The sequence below is a fragment of the Psychrobacillus lasiicapitis genome (assembly GCF_006861795.1).
GTDB classification, from domain to species: domain Bacteria; phylum Bacillota; class Bacilli; order Bacillales_A; family Planococcaceae; genus Psychrobacillus; species Psychrobacillus lasiicapitis.
In genome coordinates, this window is record NZ_VDGH01000011.1 from 109950 (window position 1) to 127245 (window position 17296).

Consider the following 17296-nt stretch of genomic DNA (forward strand, 5'->3'; position numbering starts at 1 on the left):
GGATAGCGGTTATTTCTAAATATGATTCTTAAACAAGTCCAGTCAATAGATACACACCAATGACAAAGAAACATGCTAATGTCTTAATAATCGTAATCGCAAATATATCTTTATATGATTGGCGATGAGTGAGTCCACAAACCATTAGTAATGTAAGAACTGCTCCATTATGTGGTAAAGTATCCATCCCACCCGCTGCCATCGCAATGACACGGTGCATAACTTCTAAAGGAATACCGGCAGCATTTGCAGCCTCCACATACTTTTCTGCCATAATACCTAGACTAAAACTTAATCCACCGGAGCCGGATCCTGTAATACCGGCTAGCGCATTCGTTAACACAGCACCATTGACTAAAGGATGCGTAAAAGTTGTAGCTAAGAAATTCTGAACGACAGCAAAACCTGGTAAAGCTGAAATAATCCCTCCGAAACCAAACTCGGAAGCGGTATTCATTGTAGCAAGTAAAGCACCACTTATACCGACACTTAAACTATCCTTGAAACTCAATTTAACTGCATCGAAGTTTAAAGCGATAGCAGTAAAAATCCCTACAAGAAGAGCAAGCTCCACCGACCAAAGTCCGAGTTGCTGATTGATATTTACAGTTCCATATTGTGCTTGATTAATGCTAGCAAAATCAAATCCATCTGGATACCATTTCGGAATATAAGTAGTGAACAACTTATTCATTACTCCGACTAATAGCAGCGGAAGAAAAGCTAACCAATCTTTCACATCTATTTTTGCATTTAACATAGTAGAACTAGGGGCTGCCATCGCTTCACTTGTAGCAGCCATTTCGCTAGCAGCCGGTGACTCGGTAATCGCATTTTTTCCAATACCATAATAACCTTCACCGTTCTTAGCTGCTTTTCGTCGACGACTTTCTAAATAAAACATACCAACTACAAAAATAAACAGTGCACCGATTCCCCCTAGATATGGAGCTGCATAAACGTTCGTATCAAAAAAGGTGGTTGGAATAACATTTTGAATCTGTGGCGATCCAGGAATTGCATCCATCGAAAAAGTAAAAGCACTAAATGCAATAGTAGCTGGAATTAGTCGTTTCGGAATATTCGCTTCACGGAACAACTGATTAGCAAATGGATAAATCGCAAATACGGCTACGAATAAACTTACTCCACTATAAGTTAGAATAGCTCCCAATATGACGACAGTAAGAATAGCTTGTCTAACTCCAATGAATCGAATAATTACTTTTGCTATTCTTGCCGCGATACCAGACATCTCAATTACTTTACCGAAAATCGCCCCAAGTAAGAATACTGGAAAATAGGATTTTACGAAGCCGACCATTTTTTCCATAAAGATATTCGAAAAGAACGGTAAGACATGACTCGGATCTGTTAAAAACACGGCAAGTAAAGCACATATTGGAGCAATAATAATGACTGAAAATCCACGATAAGCTAAAAACATGAGTAGTCCTAGAGCTAATAGAATAATAATTAGATCCATAAATGTTCTCCTTCTATAGATAAATTTAATAGCAAAGAAAGCGTTAGGAAGGTTTATGAATCTAGAGATAACTCACAGTAAATCATATTCCTCTTCAGTTGGAAGCTATTTTCTATTCACCGCTCTGTTATTCTGTCTTCATCCCCTTTTCACTCATTCACTCTATCGTTTTTTGATTCACTAATAACTTCATTTCAAAAACTGCCACTATTTCGTCCGTTTGTTTCCTAACTTCTTGTAATACCGTCAAAACCCCTTGGTTCGGTCCTTTACTCTTCAAATCAATTACTTTCCCTGTAAGATTAATCGTATCTCCAATGAAAGTCGGTGCTGTAAATCTTACGTTATCCATTCCATAGAATGCCACGACAACCCCCGGTTCAAAATGTACCAATCCCGTTGTAATGGAAAGCACTAGCATTCCATGGGCAATTCGCTGTTTATATTGAGTTTCTTTTGCATATTCAATATTCGTGTGCAAAGGGAACCAGTCTCCGCTTAAAGCGGAGAACATTACGATATCTGCTTCTGTTATCGTTCTTCCTTTCGACTCCCAAACATCCCCAAGTTGGTAATCTTCAAAGTATTTATCGAACATTTCAATCTCCCCTTTGTTTATAAATACTACTTGAATAATTATGGCTCAGCAGAATGTTTTATCTGCTCGGCCAACTTAAACTGGATACACCCCATGCTTACGATCAGTGAAAACTAAATACTTAGACATGTAAACGTCCAAACGTGATGCAAGTTCCTCGCGCAAACGATTCGGTTCAACCACATCATCAATAATTAAATCTGAAGCTAGACGATAAATATCAATGTCCTCACGATATTCTTCACGCTTTTCAGCAATGAACGAAGCTCTCTCTTCTTCGGGAAGGGAAGCAATTTTATTTGCATATACTGCATTCACTGCAGCTTCAGGTCCCATTACCGCAATGGAAGCGGTTGGAAGTGCAATACAGCAATCTGGTTCAAATGCTGGGCCTGCCATCGCATATAACCCAGCGCCATAAGCTTTGCGTACGATTACTGTCATTTTAGGAACCGTAGCTTCACTCATTGCTGAAATCATCTTAGCACCATGTCTAATAATGCCCGCTCGTTCTACATTTGTCCCAATCATAAAGCCTGGCACGTCCGCAAGGAACAATAAAGGAATATGATAAGCATCACAAAGATTAATGAATTTCGCAGCTTTATCTGCACTATCATGGAATAGGACTCCGCCTTTAACACGCGGTTGATTTGCAATTATTCCAACTGGTTGTCCATTGATACGTCCAAGACAAGTAATAAGTTCAGGTGCAAAAAGCTTCTTGATTTCACAAATAGAATCTTCGTCAATAAGACGTTCGATCAGTTGATACATATCAAATGGTGCGTTTTGATTTTTCGGTATTAACTGCTCAATGCTTTTTTCAAAGAAAGCTGGTTCTTTCACTTCTGCTTTAGCTGGCTTTTCCGTATAGTTTTCTGGGAAATACGTTAAGTATTTTCGAGCGTACGCGATCGCTTCTTCTTCACTTGGAACGAGGACGTCTCCACAGCCAGAAACGGAACAATGCATTTTCGCTCCACCCATTTCTTCAAGAGACACTTTTTCACCGATAACCATTTCCGCCATACGAGGTGAGCCTAAATACATGGAAGCATTGCCGTCCACCATTACAACGACGTCACAGAATGCAGGAATATATGCTCCGCCAGCCGCTGATGGTCCAAATAGAAGACAAATTTGCGGTACTTTTCCTGACATTTTAACTTGGTTATAGAAAATTCGTCCTGCTCCTCTACGACCAGGGAACATTTCTAGTTGGTCTGTTATGCGAGCACCTGCAGAGTCAACAAGATACAACATTGGACAGCGTAGCTTTTCAGCTGTTTCCTGAATGCGGATAATTTTTTCTACAGTACGTTGTCCCCAAGAACCTGCCTTAATAGTAGAATCATTAGCCATCACACAAACCGTACGACCATGAATTTTACCAATCCCGGTAACTACTCCATCCGCTGGAAGATCACCCGCTAATACATTCGCAAACATACCATCTTCTGCTTTTAAACCATCATCAAACAGTAAGTTCAATCTATCCCGAACAAACATTTTCGCTTGCTCTTGGTTTTTCTTATGATACTTTTCCTGTCCACCTTGCAAGATGGCATCTTTTTTGATCTGATAATCTGTTTGTGAAACTGTCGACGTCATGTTGTTGCCTCCTTATTTACCCGTATATTGTGGTGCACGTTTTTCTGCAAATGCACGTAAACCTTCTAATCTATCTTCTGTTGGTAACAATTCGTTGTATGCAAGTTCTTCTATTTTCAGTCCGGTATTTAAGTCAACTTCAATCCCATTATTAATGGCTGCTTTTGCTTGAACTAAGGCAAGCGGGGCATTCTTCGCCATGGATGTAGCAATTTCTAGCGCTTTGTCTAGTAGATTTTCACGAGGGACTACATATTCTAGTATCCCAAGTGCTCCTGCTTCCTCAGCTGTCAGTCGCTTGGCGCTATAAATGAGTTCTTTTGCCTTTCCAAGTCCGATTAAACGAGGTAAACGCTGTGTTCCTCCAGCTCCTGGGATAATACCTAAGGAAGTTTCCGTTAAGCCTACTTTTGTCTCTTGCGCTCCAATACGGATATCGCATGCTAGAGCCAACTCCAGCCCACCTCCAAACGCCACTCCATTCAAAGCTGCGATAACCGGTTGTGGAAGTGCAGCAACTTCGTTTACAACAGCTCCTATTGATCGAACAGCTTGTCTAACTTCATTTTCTGACATTGTTTTTCGCTCTTTTAAATCAGCACCTGCACAAAAAGCTTTTTCTCCGGCACCTGTTAAAATAATGACACGGACTTCTCGATTATTTTTTAGCTCATTAGCAGCCGCCTTTAAATCGTGAAGCATCTGCTTAGATAAAGCATTTGCTGCTTCTGTTCGATTTAAAGTGATGACCGCAATTCCATCGCTGCGCTTTTCTACTTGTACATTAGTTAATACGTTTTCAACCATTACAAACAGCCCCTTCTTCTGCATTCAAAATATCCATCTGGCGACTATTCAGCTTTTTCCCTCTTACTTTTTCAATAAGCTTGGCAGATTTCATTACTGCATTTATATCGATACCAGTTTCAATCCCCATCTCATGAAGCATATACAATAAATCCTCGGTAGCCACATTTCCAGATGCTCCTTTGGCATAAGGACAGCCTCCTAATCCACCAAGTGCGCTATCAAAAATAGTGATTCCCATTTCAAGTGATTTCACAATGTTTGCGAGTGCAGTACCTCTTGTATCATGGAAATGCATAGCTAGCTTGCTAGCTTCAAAATGTGGGAGTAGTTCCTCTAGCAAACGTTCTACTTGATTTGGCACGCCAACGCCGATTGTGTCGCCTAACGAAAGTTCATCTATTCCCATGGAAAATAAATAATCGCTCACTTTCCTTACTTGTGAAGCCGCTACTGGTCCTTCATACGGACAACCTATCACTGTGGATACATAACCTCTGACTGTTTTTCCAGCTGCTTTCGCTTCCTTAACGACTTCGCTTAAAATTGGGTATGTTTCTTCGATCGATTTATTAATATTATTTTTATTATGCGCTTCACTTGCTGACATGAAGACGCTCACTTCATCTACATTTGCTTCTAGTGCCCGCTCAAGTCCTCTTATGTTAGGAACAAGGGCAGCATATGTGACCCCTTGTTCCCGCCCTATTTTCCCAAGTACTTCCGATGCGTCTGCTAACTGCGGAATCCATTTCGGATGGACAAAGGAGCTCACTTCAATATAAGACAGACCTGTTTTAGAAAGTGAGTCGATCCAAGTAATTTTATCTTCTGTTGAAATAGTTTGTTTTTCATTTTGTAACCCGTCTCTCGGTCCAACTTCTTTAATCGTTACACTTTTTGGTAGTTTCAAAACTTCAACCTCCTATTCAACCTCAATGAGTACATCTTCATCATTAACGAAGTCACCTTCATTAATATGAATTTTCTTTACAACGCCAGTTGTCTCAGCTGTAATCGGAATTTCCATTTTCATTGATTCAAGAATCACTACATCTTGCCCTTCTTTTACTTCTTCCCCTTCTTTTACTAATACTTTCCATACACTACCTGCCATGCTTGCTACGATGTTTGTCATATTAATGCCCTCCTTAGTTAGTTGCTTTTTCAGCTAAATAATATTTATTTACAAAATCAGTTGTTGTATAACCGCTTAAAAATTGTTCGTGGCTGACTGTTTCAATAAGCATTGGGATATTCGTTTTAATACCTTCTACTTTGTAATTTTCAAGTGCTTCTTTCATTCTTGCGCAAGCCTCACTACGAGTCTCTCCCCAAGTGATCAGTTTGCCGATCATTGGATCATAGAATGGCGTCACTTGTGAGCCAGCTTCTATCGCACATTCGTTGCGGACACCTTCTCCTTGCGGCAGTTGAAACGCTGTTATCTTCCCAGGTGAAGGGAAAAATGTTTTAGGATCTTCTGCATAAATGCGCACTTCAATCGCGTGTCCTTTTCGCCCGACATCTTCCCGCTTAAGAGACAAACGTTCTCCGTAAGCCACCTTCAACTGTTGCTCTACTAGATCAAGTCCAGTAATTTCTTCTGTAACTGGATGCTCCACTTGTAGTCTTGTATTCATTTCTAAGAAGTAGAAGTTTTGCTCACGATCCACTAAAAATTCAATCGTCCCTGCATTGGAATATCCAATATGTTTTGCTGCTTGGACAGCTGCATCGAGCATTTTTTGTCGTGTTTCTTCACTAATAAATGGAGAAGGTGCTTCTTCCACCACTTTTTGGTTTCGACGTTGGATAGAGCATTCTCTCTCCCAAAGTGGAATGACATTGCCATGCGTGTCGGCTAAAATTTGCACTTCAATATGATGCGGTTCTGCGATATATTTTTCTAAGAACATTGTTCCATCACCGAAAAATGATTCTGCTCGTTTTTTATTTCCTTCGAAAGCTTTCACTAACTCTTCCTCAGAATTAACGAGTTGCATTCCGATCCCACCGCCTCCAGCAGATGCCTTCAGCATAAGTGGATAGCCAATTTTTTTTCCTGCTTCTTTTGCTTGCTCTTCATTGTCTAAAGCAGTATCAATTCCTTCAACAACCGGTACACCAGCTTCTTTCATCATTTTACGTGCTTCGATTTTACTTCCCATGGAAGCGATAATATCTGACGATGGCCCGATAAATACAAGCCCTGCTTCTACACATTTTCTAGCAAATCCAGCATTCTCTGATAAAAGTCCGTAGCCTGGATGTACAGCCTCTGCTCCACTTTCTTTTGCTACACGAATGATTTCGTCGATATTCAAATAACTTTGATTGACCGGTGGCTTTCCTACGCAGTATGCTTCATCAGCATTTCTAACGAACAGAGAGTCAGCATCTGCCTCTGAATAGATGGCAACTGTTTGAATACCAAGGTTTTTACAAGTTCGGATAACCCTTAATGCAATTTCTCCACGATTGGCAATAATTATTTTAGAAAACATATATCTCGCTCCTTTTTAAACAATCTTTATAAACTCTATTATTGATCTTGAAAATTAGGTTTCCGTTTTTGAATAAAAGCTTCCACGCCTTCTTGAACATCTTCCGTTTGAAAAACATGACCAAAATAACTAGCTTCGGTTACTAGACCTTCATTGAGTGGTTGTTCATATCCCTCATCAATCGAGTGCTTCGCGAAAGAAACTGGAATAGAAGAATGGTTACAAATTTTACTTGCAATCTCCATCGCTTTCTCTAAAGATTTGCCCTTTGGAACAACATGATTTACAAGTCCGATTCGCTCTGCTTCTACTGCTGATAAAGGCTCGCCAGTAAAAATCATTTCTTTCGCTCTTGCTTTACCTATTAAGCGTGGGAGTCTTTGCGTTCCACCAGCACCAGGGAATAATCCCAATTTCACTTCTGGAAGACCGATCTCTACATGTTCCTCCGCAATGCGGATATCACAGCTTAGCGCTAGTTCGCAGCCTCCACCTAACGCTAGACCATTAATGGCTACAATAGTCGGATGAGTTAGCTTTTCAATCATATTCAGCGGTTCTTGAAGCCAAAGTGATTTTTGCTTTGCTACTTCGACTCCTTTTCCAATCCATTCTGGAAATCCTTTAATATCCCCACCAGCTACAAATGCTTTTTCGCCTGCACCTGTTAAAACTACTACCTTTACTTTAGAATCTTTTTCGATTTCTTCCACGGCTGTGTTCAATTGTTCAATAACATCTGCACTTAAGACATTCACAGGTGGATTGTCGATGACAATTTGTGCAATATTCTGTTGTAACGACCATGAAACTACTTGAACCTTTTGCATCCTTTCCGCCTCCCGCCTTATATTTTCACTTCACTATAATCTTGTCTTAGAACAAATTTTTGTATTTTACCGGAAGGTGTTCTTGGTAATTCATCAACAAAAATAACTTTTCTAGGTTTTTTATAGCTTGCTAGATTATTTACACAATGATTAATTACGTCCTCTTCTGTTAAGTTCGATCCTTCTTTTTTTACAACCACAGCACAAACAGCTTCGATGAATCTTGCATCCGGTATACCAATGATGGAAACTTCCTTTATCTCCTCATGTCGATATAAAACATCTTCAATTTCAGCGGAGTAAATATTTTCCCCACCACTTCGAATCATGTCTTTCTTTCTACCTGCAATCTTTAAGTAACCGTCTTGATCGAAAACGCCTAAATCGCCAGTTTTACACCAACCGTTTACAAATGTCTCCATCGTCGCTTCTGGTTTTCGCCAATACCCTACTGAAACAGCAGGACTTTTAATAGCAATTTCTCCTATTTCACCTACTGGTAGTGGAAGGCCATCATCATCCAAAATGCTGATTTCGGTAAGTGGCATTGGTTTTCCGACTGTCTGTCCTTTCGTAAAAGCATCCTGTGGATCGAGGGACGCGGCGATTGGCGTGCCTTCTGTCAATCCATATACTTGAACAACGCCAACATTCGGGTATTTCTTCTTTAATTGCTCTAGTGCAGATGGCAATAATGGATCGCCCCCTGTATAAATAGTTTTTAAGTTTTTCAATTGATAGGAATCTAAGTCATTGTAATTCAACATTTCGTAGATCATAAATGGGAATAAGAAACAATCGGTCACATTTTCCTGTTCAATGACCGATAGGATTCTTCCAATTTGGAATCCTTGGCTTTTTGTGATGATAAGTGTTCCACCCATCAAAAGTATTGGAAGCCCTATGTCTTCCATCGCACCTACATGATAAAGGGGACCTGTCGTCATGCCAATTTCCTGTCCCGTAAAATTCCATTTCAACGATTGCATAGAGGAAAACCAAAGGGTCATGTCATGTGTCCAAATAGCGCCTTTTGGTCTACCAGTTGTACCTGACGTATACATTAGCATAACTGGATCACTCAATTTAATATTATTATCTGGTACTTCATCCACAGCGCCACTTGTCAATAGACTCCAAGGTTTAGACCAATCTGGAATTATAGCTTCCTCATTTTCCAGGCATATGTACTGTTCAACGGAAACACGTGGGCGAACCTCCTCCAGTTCACTTGCCAAATTGGCATGGAAGCATAATATTTTCGTTTCGGAATCCTTTAATGCATATTCCAGTTCTGCACTCGAAAGTCGGAAATTAAGACGCACTGCAATTGCCCCGATTTTCGCAACAGCAAAATATACAGCGAAATATTCTAGGCAATTGTATAGCAATACGCCAACTCGATCTCCTTTTTGGACTCCTAATTCAAGAAGCTTATTTGCATATGCATTTGATATCGTATGAAGCTCTTTATACGTCCAAGCTTTTCCCATTTCTTCTTGTATTGCTATTTTTTCTTGATGATTGTCATTTAACACATTTGCCATTTTCCTAGTAATAAGTCCAACGTCCAATGAAAATTCCTCCTTTCGTTTCTCCTCTATATATAAGCAAGATTCATGCCAAGTTTGAAAATCAAGAACTTTCAACGTTTTACTCTCTATTAATAAACTTGTCACCATCTATTTTTTCCGAAATCTCGGAAGACACCTTTTTCTTTTGACTGTTAAAGGACAATATAAGGTAAAAGAAAAAAATCCAGGATATCGGAGGCTATTCCGATATCCTGGATTTTATATATTTAAATAATATTATATTTTTTAATCTTCTCGTATATGGTCGAATTGCTAATCCCAAGTGCTTCTGCCGCCATGTTTTTATCGAATTTACAGTTCATTAGCATTTTTTCTATTTCTTTTTTTTCCGTTTCTTCTATTATTTCTTTTAACGTTCTGTTTTTATTTTTACCCAGATCTCTTATAATATATTCCGGCAGGTCTTCGATTTCCAATATATTCTCGTTTGCTAAATGCACACCTGCATCTATTACATTCTCCAATTCTCTTATGTTTCCAGGCCATTCATATTTGTTTAGAAGAGCGTAGACATCATCATGTATGGAATTGACTCGTTTGCCAATCCGTGCTTTCGACCTTTCAAAAAAATGGTGGATTAGAAGCAAGATATCCTCTGTTCTTTCCCTTAAAGGAGGACTCACTAATTGAATTGCGTTTATCCTATAATATAGGTCTTCTCGAAATTCCCTGTTTTCTATCATTTTTTCTAATGGTCGATTAGTTGCCGCAATTACACGAACATTCACCTTTTTTGGTTGGGCCGCCCCTACAGGTTCATATTCTCTCTCCTGCAAGACTCTTAGTAATTTGACTTGCATATGCTGGGGCATGTCACCAATTTCATCTAGAAAAATAGTTCCACCTTCTGCACTTTGAAACTTTCCTACTTTCCCACCTTTTTTAGCACCCGTAAAAGCTCCCTCTTCATAGCCGAACAGTTCAGACTCGATTAGATGCTCCGGTATCGACCCACAATTCACGCTAACAAATGGTTTAGTACTACGGGGACTCAGTTGATGAATACTTTGTGCGATTATTTCCTTCCCAGTTCCACTTTCACCCCTTATTAATACAGAAATATCTCCGCCGGCCACTCTTTTCACACGCTCTTTTAACTCATTCATCGCATGCGAGTTGCCAATCAAGTCATGTAAAGAATATCTTGCTCCATTTCCTTGATCACCCTCTGGTGTATACAAATTGTTCCGTGCTAACAGGTCTTTAATATGGCTATTCATTTTCTTCCAATCATCTAAATCTCTAAAAATAATCGTTCCTATTGCACCGATGATTTCTTTGTCATCGAAAATGGGGATACGATTTGTAATGACAAAGCTCCCTCTTAGAAACTGTAGATCTCCCATCTCTGATTTTCCTGTTTGAACAACAAGGTGCAATCTTGTATTTTCAATATAATCAACAATATATCCCCCGATTAAGTCTTCTCTTTTCACTTCCAAAAACTCGCAATACTTGTTGCTAATATATTGTATTTTTCCATTATTATCGATAATGATTGTCCCATAGTTTGCATTTTCAAATACGACATCGAGTAATTTATGATTGAACAATTGTCCAGATACCATATTTATTTCCCCTTTCTCCCTCATATCCCCTTACATACCCCTACCTTATATGATAACGGAATTTTCAAGAAACAGGTGTTTCATTTTTAGTTTGGAGAAACTTTAATAAAAAAACTGCCATTGTAAACGGAGAGTTCATACAATATAGGGATACTGCGCGGTAGATAAAATTGCTCTGTTAGTGTCTGCTATGATTCTCACTGTAGTCGTACGCTTTCCGCCGGGTGAGCGATGAGCCATCCCCACCGCTTAGGGCGTCGTTGGAATGTCTCATTAGCCCACTCATCCGGCAGGAGTCGACGCCAGCAGTGAATATCAATAGATATATCTTATTTATTCAGTATCGACTTGTTAAAAACAAAATCATAAACAGTTTTTGTACTGTATAAAACCAATAAATGGCTAAGGGCAATCAATCAGTCATTGTAAGCAACCAATACTACTCTAAAAGCAACTAAATCTGTATAAGAGCAATCAATTTACTAGTGAAAGCAACCATTTATTAAAATAACAAGTTTCCTTAGAGTGAGAAACTGATATTTACCACACAGTTTCCCTATACAGTGAAGTATTTGACTGGAACACATTATTCCTATAATGCGCTCGTACAAGCAAAACAATTTAAACTTTTTCTTCCATAGAACATAAAAAAACAGGATAAAGATTATTAATCTTACCTGTTTTTCCGCTTGCTTATTCTCGATGTTTCACAGCTAAACCTCTTAAAAATTTTCGCGCAAAATTATCACCGCATACTTTATAATTTCGATGTCCTTCTTTACGTAAAATAGCTCCTAACTCACCCTTTGAAACGACAATGCCACCTTCATCTAATATTGCTATCATATCTTCGGTTGTTAATTGAAGCGCTACTTTCAATTTCTTAAGTAGCATGTTATTAGCGTTTCTTTCGGGAGGTGCGGGATTTTCAGGTTGACCGGGTTTTGGATCTTGTTTACCTCGTTTAAAAGTAATAAAACCATTTAAAAAGGAATCCAACATCTTATGTGTACATTTTATTTGATCATCGGTTTCTTCCACATCTATGTCATCATAGAATTCATCTTTTGATTTTGTCAGTATTTTTGATAGTTCCTCTTTCGATACTTCTATACCACCAAGATTAAATATCTCCATCATATCTTTGTCTTTTATATCTAATGCATACCTTAGTCGAATTAATATATCGTTGTTATCCATTTAAAAGCCTCCTACTATTATGACCAGTCATCTCATGTTGTGTTGCTTGCTGAGTTGTTAGTTAATAAATTATAGCAGAGAAACTGTAAATACAGCTATTAAAACAGCTGAAACATGAATACTGCAATCAGCGAGTAGTTCTTCCAACCTCTACGGATGAAGCACTTTTGATAATTAGCATATACTGTATTACTTCAACAAAATATAACGGAGGTGTTTATTCTGATTCATACTGTTCAACGAGGTGAAACACTGAGTCAAATAGCCAGAGACTATCGTGCACCTCTATCCAAAATCATTAGTGCTAATCAATCCATTAATCCGAATGTACTTTTCATTGGTCAATCCATTGTTATACCTGGCTATCCAGACCCGAATACGCTTCCATATCGTATGGAGGTTTCCATAAACAATCGTCGACTACGCTTACTAAGAGACGGTATTTTACAAAAAGAGTACCCAATTGCTGTTGGAAGAATAGTGTACAATACACCTGTAGGAGATTTTATCATTATAAATAAAGCGCCTAATCCTGGTGGACCATTCGGCACAATGTGGATGAGTTTATCAAAAGAGCACTACGGGATCCACGGCACCAATGATCCCAGTTCCATTGGTAAAGCAGTCTCACGTGGTTGTATTCGCATGCACAATAAAGACGTGGAGGAATTAGCACGTATTATTCCAATAGGAACTCCGGTTTCTATCCGGCCATAATATAAAAAAACTGGAGGAGAAAATTATTCATCTTCTCCTCCAGTTTTTTATTTAGTTTCCTAAGTGTTAGGAGTTGAAATCGTATATTTGACCTTTTATCAAATATGCTGTACTTTCAGCGATATTCGTTATATGGTCTGCTGTTCTTTCAAGAAAACGATTTACAAATAATAATTGTACAAGCTGATTGGTCTCTTCTGGATGTTCACTTAAATAAGCTGTCAGTTTCTTATATGTTTCGCCACTATATTGATCCACTTCCTCCTCTAAGTCACCAACTTCTTTTGCAAAGAGGATATTTTCCTCTAAAAAAGATTGTAGTGCTTTTCGGAGCATCTCAATTGATATTTCTTTCATCTTCTCTAGATGCGTAATCTCCAGTAAAGATGTAGTATTACCAATCTTAATAGTTGCTTTTGCAATGTTCACTGCAAAATCCGCAACTCGTTCAATTTCGGATGAAATTTTAAGTACCCCGATAATTTCCCTTAAATCTCTTGAAACAGGTGCTTCTTTAGCCATAAGCCATATGGCGAACTGGTTAATATCCATTTCAAGATTATCAATAGCAGTATCTCCCTCAATAACTTTTAATGCAATCTCCACATCTTGTGTTTTTAAAGCAGTAAAAGCTCTTTCTAGAGCAACAACTGATAGTTCAGCCATTTCAGTGATTTTACTTTTTAATTCCTCTAAATTATTCTCGAAGTTTACACGGACTCCCATTTGCTACCTCCATTATCCAAATCGGCCTGTTACATAATCTTCTGTTCGTTGATCTTGTGGTGTAGAGAAAATATTATCGGTATCATCATATTCCACAACTTCTCCATTTAAGAAAAAGGCTGTTTTATCAGATACTCTTGCAGCTTGTTGCATGTTATGTGTAACAATGACAATTGTGTAATCTTTTTTCATGTTGGTTATTAGTTCTTCTATTTTTAACGTAGAAATTGGGTCTAATGCAGATGTAGGCTCGTCCATTAGTATAATATCCGGCTTCATCGCAATAGCACGAGCAATACACACACGTTGTTGCTGGCCGCCAGACAAACCTAGTGCTGATGTTTTAAGACGATCTTGTACTTCATCCCAAATTGCTGCGCTGCGTAGACTCTCTTCCACAATTTTATTTAATTCTTTTTTATTTTTAATGCCTTGCATTCTTGGTCCGTAGGCAACATTGTCATAAATACTCATTGGGAATAAATTTGGTTTCTGAAATACCATTCCTACTTTTGTTCTTAGTTTGATCACATCATTCGTTTTATAAATGTCTTCATGATCAATGACTATATCACCTGTAATTTTCACTCCGTCTATTAAATCATTCATCCGATTTAATGTTCGTAAAAAAGTCGATTTACCACAGCCTGAAGGGCCGATTAAAGCAGTTACCTCTTTTTCAAGGATAGCAAGATCGACTCCGAATAAAGCTTGTTTCTCTCCATAAAATAAATTCAAATCTCTTACATTAATGATCGATGTACCTTCTTTACGTTGCTCCATCTGCTAAAATACCTTCCCTACTTGATTTTTTTTGGTCACTAGCTCAATAAAATCTAAGACTCCATCACTCTTTAACATACATTTATTTATTGGTTGCTTTGTTAAATTTTTTCGAGATATAAGTCGCTGAAAGATTGATCGCTAAAATAATTACTATTAAGACAATACCAACTGCTGCCGCAAGCTCAATGTCACCTGACTCTTGTGTTACTAAATAAGAGTGAACAGTTAAAGTCCTAGCTGATGATAGAATACTCTCTGGCATCGCTGCTACAGTCCCAGCAGTTAAGAATATGGCAGCTGATTCTCCCACAATTCGGCCAACGGAAAGGATAATACCAGATAAAATTCCCGGCATGGAACTCGGTAAAATTACTTTATATAATGTTTGTAGCTTTGTTGTTCCAAGGGCTAAAGAACCTTCACGATACGAACGTGGTACTGTTTTTAATGCTTCCTCTGTTGTTCGTATGATTACAGGCAATACGATAATCGTTAAGGTTAAGGAAGCAGCTAATATCGACATACCTAATTTTAATGTTGTTACAAAGAATACCGCTCCAAACAAACCATAAATGATAGAAGGAATTCCTGTTAAACTTTCTGTTGCAAAGCGTATTAGTCTAACTAACCGTCCTTGTTTAGCATATTCTTGCAAATAAACAGCTGCTAATATTCCAATAGGTGTTGCAATAACCAATGAGATGAGCACTGTATATATAGTTGTGATAATCATTGGCCAAATACCGCCATCACCAGTTGGAGAATAATCTCCAAAGATGAAATTAAAGCTTATTAAACCAATTCCTTTGTAAAAGATAAATCCAACGATCATCACGAGGATGGCAACCGATAAGAATGCTGATAACCATAATAGAGCACGTAACAAGCTATCTTTAAAATGTCTCATCTTAGTTACCTCCCTTCGCACTTATTTTTGCCAGCACAAAATTCAAAATTAATATAAATGAGAATAAAACAATTCCTGTAGCAAATAACATTTCTTGATGTGTACCAAACGCATAACCCATTTCTAATGCGATGTTTGTCGTTAGTGGACGAACACTATCCGTTAGGCTAGTTGGAACGATTAAACTATTTCCAGCTACCAATATTACTGCCATCGTCTCCCCTATTGCTCGTCCTAAACCTAATACGATTGCCGTCATAATACCTGATTTAGCCGCTGGTACAATAACTTTAAAGATGGTACCAATTTGTGATACTCCTAAAGCATATGAGCCTTCACGATATGTTTGGGGTACTGCTCGAATTGCCGTCTCTGCCACAGTGACAATAGTTGGTAACATCATGATCGCCAACACAAGAATCACAGCTATCAAGCTTTGTCCTTTAACTAAACCAAACGTATTTTGTAAAAATGGAACGATAATTGCAAGTCCAAACACACCATATAATACGGACGGTATACCTGCTAGCAACTGAATTGCCGGTGAAATAATTTTAGCTAACCTTTTAGAGGCAATTTCCGCCAAGAAAATAGCTGTAAATAAGCCAATAGGAACACCAATGATTAATGCTCCAATTGTTGCAAAAATAGATGCAACAATCATTGGGAATATACCAAATTTATCTTCACTAGGTACCCAATCAGTACCAAAAATAAAGTTTATAAAACTATAGCCTTCAGCTACAAAGGGATGAGCTCCTTTATAAAATACAAATCCAATTATTAACAATAAAGTTATGACGGAGAGAAGTGCACAAATCAAGAAAATTCTTGAAGATAGCTTCTCTAGCATATACTTCCTTTTATTTGCTTTACCGATTTCTACGGTTTGCTTGTTAGTTGTTGGGATAGACACCTTATACCTCCAAAATTAAGTCAAAATTATGTTGTTGTCTTCCTTTTAATGGTTATTTATTTTACTCGGATAGCTCCTGCTTCTTCCGCAATGAGCTGTCCGTCTTCACTTAAAATAAAATCTATAAATCGTTGTCCAGCATCTGTTAATTGTCCTTCTTTATAGACAAACAAGAAAGGTCTAGATAAGCTGTATTTTTCTTGCAAAACATTCGCTGCATTCGCCTCTACACCATTAATATCAATGGTTGAAATCGTTTCATCTATATATTCAAATGATATAAAACCAACAGCATGTTTATTGTTCGCAACGGTTGTTTTAATATTCCCATTACCACTTGCGATAATTGCGTTTCTTATTAACTCACCCGAGCTGTAGTCAACAATTTCTTGGAATGCATCACGCGAACCCGACCCATCCTCACGAGAGACAACTACGATTTCCATGTCATCTCCACCTAGTTCACTCCAGTTCGTTACTTCACCTGTAAAAATCTGTTTAACTTGCTCCATCGTAAGATCTTTTACTTTGTTAGTTGGATGAGTCACTACTACAATGCCATCGTAAGCAATAACAACCTCATTCAAACCACTCGCTATTTCCTCTTCTTTTAAATCCCGGGAGGACATCCCAATCTCCGACACACCGCTAATTGCATTAGTAATTCCAGCAGAAGAACCAATTTGATTTATCTCAATATTTGTATTATCTGTCTCTGAGTATTTCGCTGCTAACTTCTCCGCTAGTGGTCCTACAGATGTAGATCCTGAAATAGATACTGTAGCACCACTTCCACCGTCTGCCCCTGTTGAATCATTATTATCTGAACATGCTGATAGGATTGTGAGTATAGCAACTATTGATAACGCCAATTTTGTATGTTTCCACTTGATCATTTCATACCTCCAAGAAATAGGTTAAAAACTTTCTATGTCGTAATTTGTCTAATAGTAGAATAAATGCACAGTGTAAATTTTGTTCATGTTATTTGTAAAGGTTTTGTAAATATTATTAAAAACAACTTGTTTAATGTTAAGTA

At 38.2% G+C, this 17296-nt stretch carries 17 protein-coding genes; 1 reads left to right on the plus strand and 16 read right to left on the minus strand.

Annotated features, from left to right (window positions below; translation table 11 throughout):
* Window positions 1–28 precede the first annotated feature (28 nt).
* The 11 genes from FG382_RS18020 to FG382_RS18070 all read right to left on the minus strand — a co-directional run bounded on the left by FG382_RS18020 (window position 29) and on the right by FG382_RS18070 (window position 12205).
* Window positions 29–1486, minus strand: coding sequence for a GntP family permease (locus FG382_RS18020; protein WP_142540280.1), 1458 nt, complete (start codon window positions 1484–1486; stop codon window positions 29–31).
* A 157-nt stretch (window positions 1487–1643) separates the two neighbouring features.
* Window positions 1644–2084 carry a MaoC/PaaZ C-terminal domain-containing protein gene (locus FG382_RS18025; protein WP_142540281.1) on the minus strand — a complete coding sequence of 147 codons (441 nt, stop codon included), beginning with the start codon at window positions 2082–2084 and terminating at the stop codon, window positions 1644–1646.
* Between the two features lie 75 nt (window positions 2085–2159).
* A complete protein-coding gene (locus FG382_RS18030) occupies window positions 2160–3698 on the minus strand; it encodes an acyl-CoA carboxylase subunit beta (RefSeq protein ID WP_142540282.1) in 1539 nt (512 codons plus the stop codon).
* Window positions 3699–3710: 12 nt separating this feature from the next.
* Window positions 3711–4505, minus strand: a complete 795-nt coding sequence (locus FG382_RS18035) for an enoyl-CoA hydratase (protein WP_142540283.1) — start codon at window positions 4503–4505, stop codon at window positions 3711–3713.
* Complete coding sequence (locus FG382_RS18040; RefSeq protein ID WP_142540284.1) at window positions 4498–5418, minus strand: hydroxymethylglutaryl-CoA lyase; 921 nt, start codon at window positions 5416–5418, stop codon at window positions 4498–4500. The genes FG382_RS18035 and FG382_RS18040 overlap by 8 nt, the downstream gene beginning before the upstream one ends.
* A 12-nt stretch (window positions 5419–5430) precedes the next feature.
* Window positions 5431–5643: an acetyl-CoA carboxylase biotin carboxyl carrier protein subunit gene (locus tag FG382_RS18045; RefSeq protein ID WP_142540285.1), complete on the minus strand. Its 213-nt coding sequence runs from the start codon at window positions 5641–5643 to the stop codon at window positions 5431–5433.
* Between the two features lie 13 nt (window positions 5644–5656).
* The gene (locus tag FG382_RS18050; protein ID WP_142540286.1) at window positions 5657–7012 is read right to left on the minus strand and encodes an acetyl-CoA carboxylase biotin carboxylase subunit; all 1356 of its coding nucleotides are present in this window, start codon (window positions 7010–7012) and stop codon (window positions 5657–5659) included.
* 38 nt (window positions 7013–7050) lie between these two features.
* Entirely contained in the window at window positions 7051–7842 is a 792-nt protein-coding gene (locus tag FG382_RS18055; RefSeq protein WP_142540287.1) for an enoyl-CoA hydratase, read from the minus strand.
* Between the two features lie 17 nt (window positions 7843–7859).
* Window positions 7860–9416: an acyl-CoA synthetase gene (locus FG382_RS18060; protein ID WP_229677454.1), complete on the minus strand. Its 1557-nt coding sequence runs from the start codon at window positions 9414–9416 to the stop codon at window positions 7860–7862.
* Window positions 9417–9643: 227 nt separating this feature from the next.
* Entirely contained in the window at window positions 9644–11005 is a 1362-nt protein-coding gene (locus tag FG382_RS18065; RefSeq protein WP_142540288.1) for a sigma-54 interaction domain-containing protein, read from the minus strand.
* 693 nt (window positions 11006–11698) lie between these two features.
* Window positions 11699–12205: a YehS family protein gene (locus FG382_RS18070; protein ID WP_142540289.1), complete on the minus strand. Its 507-nt coding sequence runs from the start codon at window positions 12203–12205 to the stop codon at window positions 11699–11701.
* A gap of 222 nt (window positions 12206–12427) precedes the next feature.
* Between FG382_RS18070 and FG382_RS18075 the strand changes: the two genes are divergently transcribed.
* A complete protein-coding gene (locus FG382_RS18075; protein ID WP_142540337.1) occupies window positions 12428–12922 on the plus strand; it encodes a L,D-transpeptidase family protein in 495 nt (164 codons plus the stop codon).
* Between the two features lie 66 nt (window positions 12923–12988).
* On the opposite strand, the gene phoU is transcribed toward FG382_RS18075, so the two are convergent.
* The 5 genes from phoU to FG382_RS18100 all read right to left on the minus strand — a co-directional run bounded on the left by phoU (window position 12989) and on the right by FG382_RS18100 (window position 17153).
* The gene (gene phoU, locus FG382_RS18080; RefSeq protein WP_142540290.1) at window positions 12989–13648 is read right to left on the minus strand and encodes a phosphate signaling complex protein PhoU; all 660 of its coding nucleotides are present in this window, start codon (window positions 13646–13648) and stop codon (window positions 12989–12991) included.
* 12 nt (window positions 13649–13660) lie between these two features.
* Entirely contained in the window at window positions 13661–14431 is a 771-nt protein-coding gene (gene pstB / locus FG382_RS18085; RefSeq protein ID WP_142540291.1) for a phosphate ABC transporter ATP-binding protein PstB, read from the minus strand.
* Between the two features lie 82 nt (window positions 14432–14513).
* Window positions 14514–15341: a phosphate ABC transporter permease PstA gene (pstA, locus tag FG382_RS18090; protein ID WP_142540292.1), complete on the minus strand. Its 828-nt coding sequence runs from the start codon at window positions 15339–15341 to the stop codon at window positions 14514–14516.
* A gap of 1 nt (window position 15342) precedes the next feature.
* A complete protein-coding gene (pstC, locus tag FG382_RS18095) occupies window positions 15343–16257 on the minus strand; it encodes a phosphate ABC transporter permease subunit PstC (RefSeq protein ID WP_229677455.1) in 915 nt (304 codons plus the stop codon).
* 56 nt (window positions 16258–16313) lie between these two features.
* Window positions 16314–17153: a phosphate ABC transporter substrate-binding protein gene (locus FG382_RS18100; protein ID WP_142540293.1), complete on the minus strand. Its 840-nt coding sequence runs from the start codon at window positions 17151–17153 to the stop codon at window positions 16314–16316.
* Between the last annotated feature and the right edge of the window lie 143 nt (window positions 17154–17296).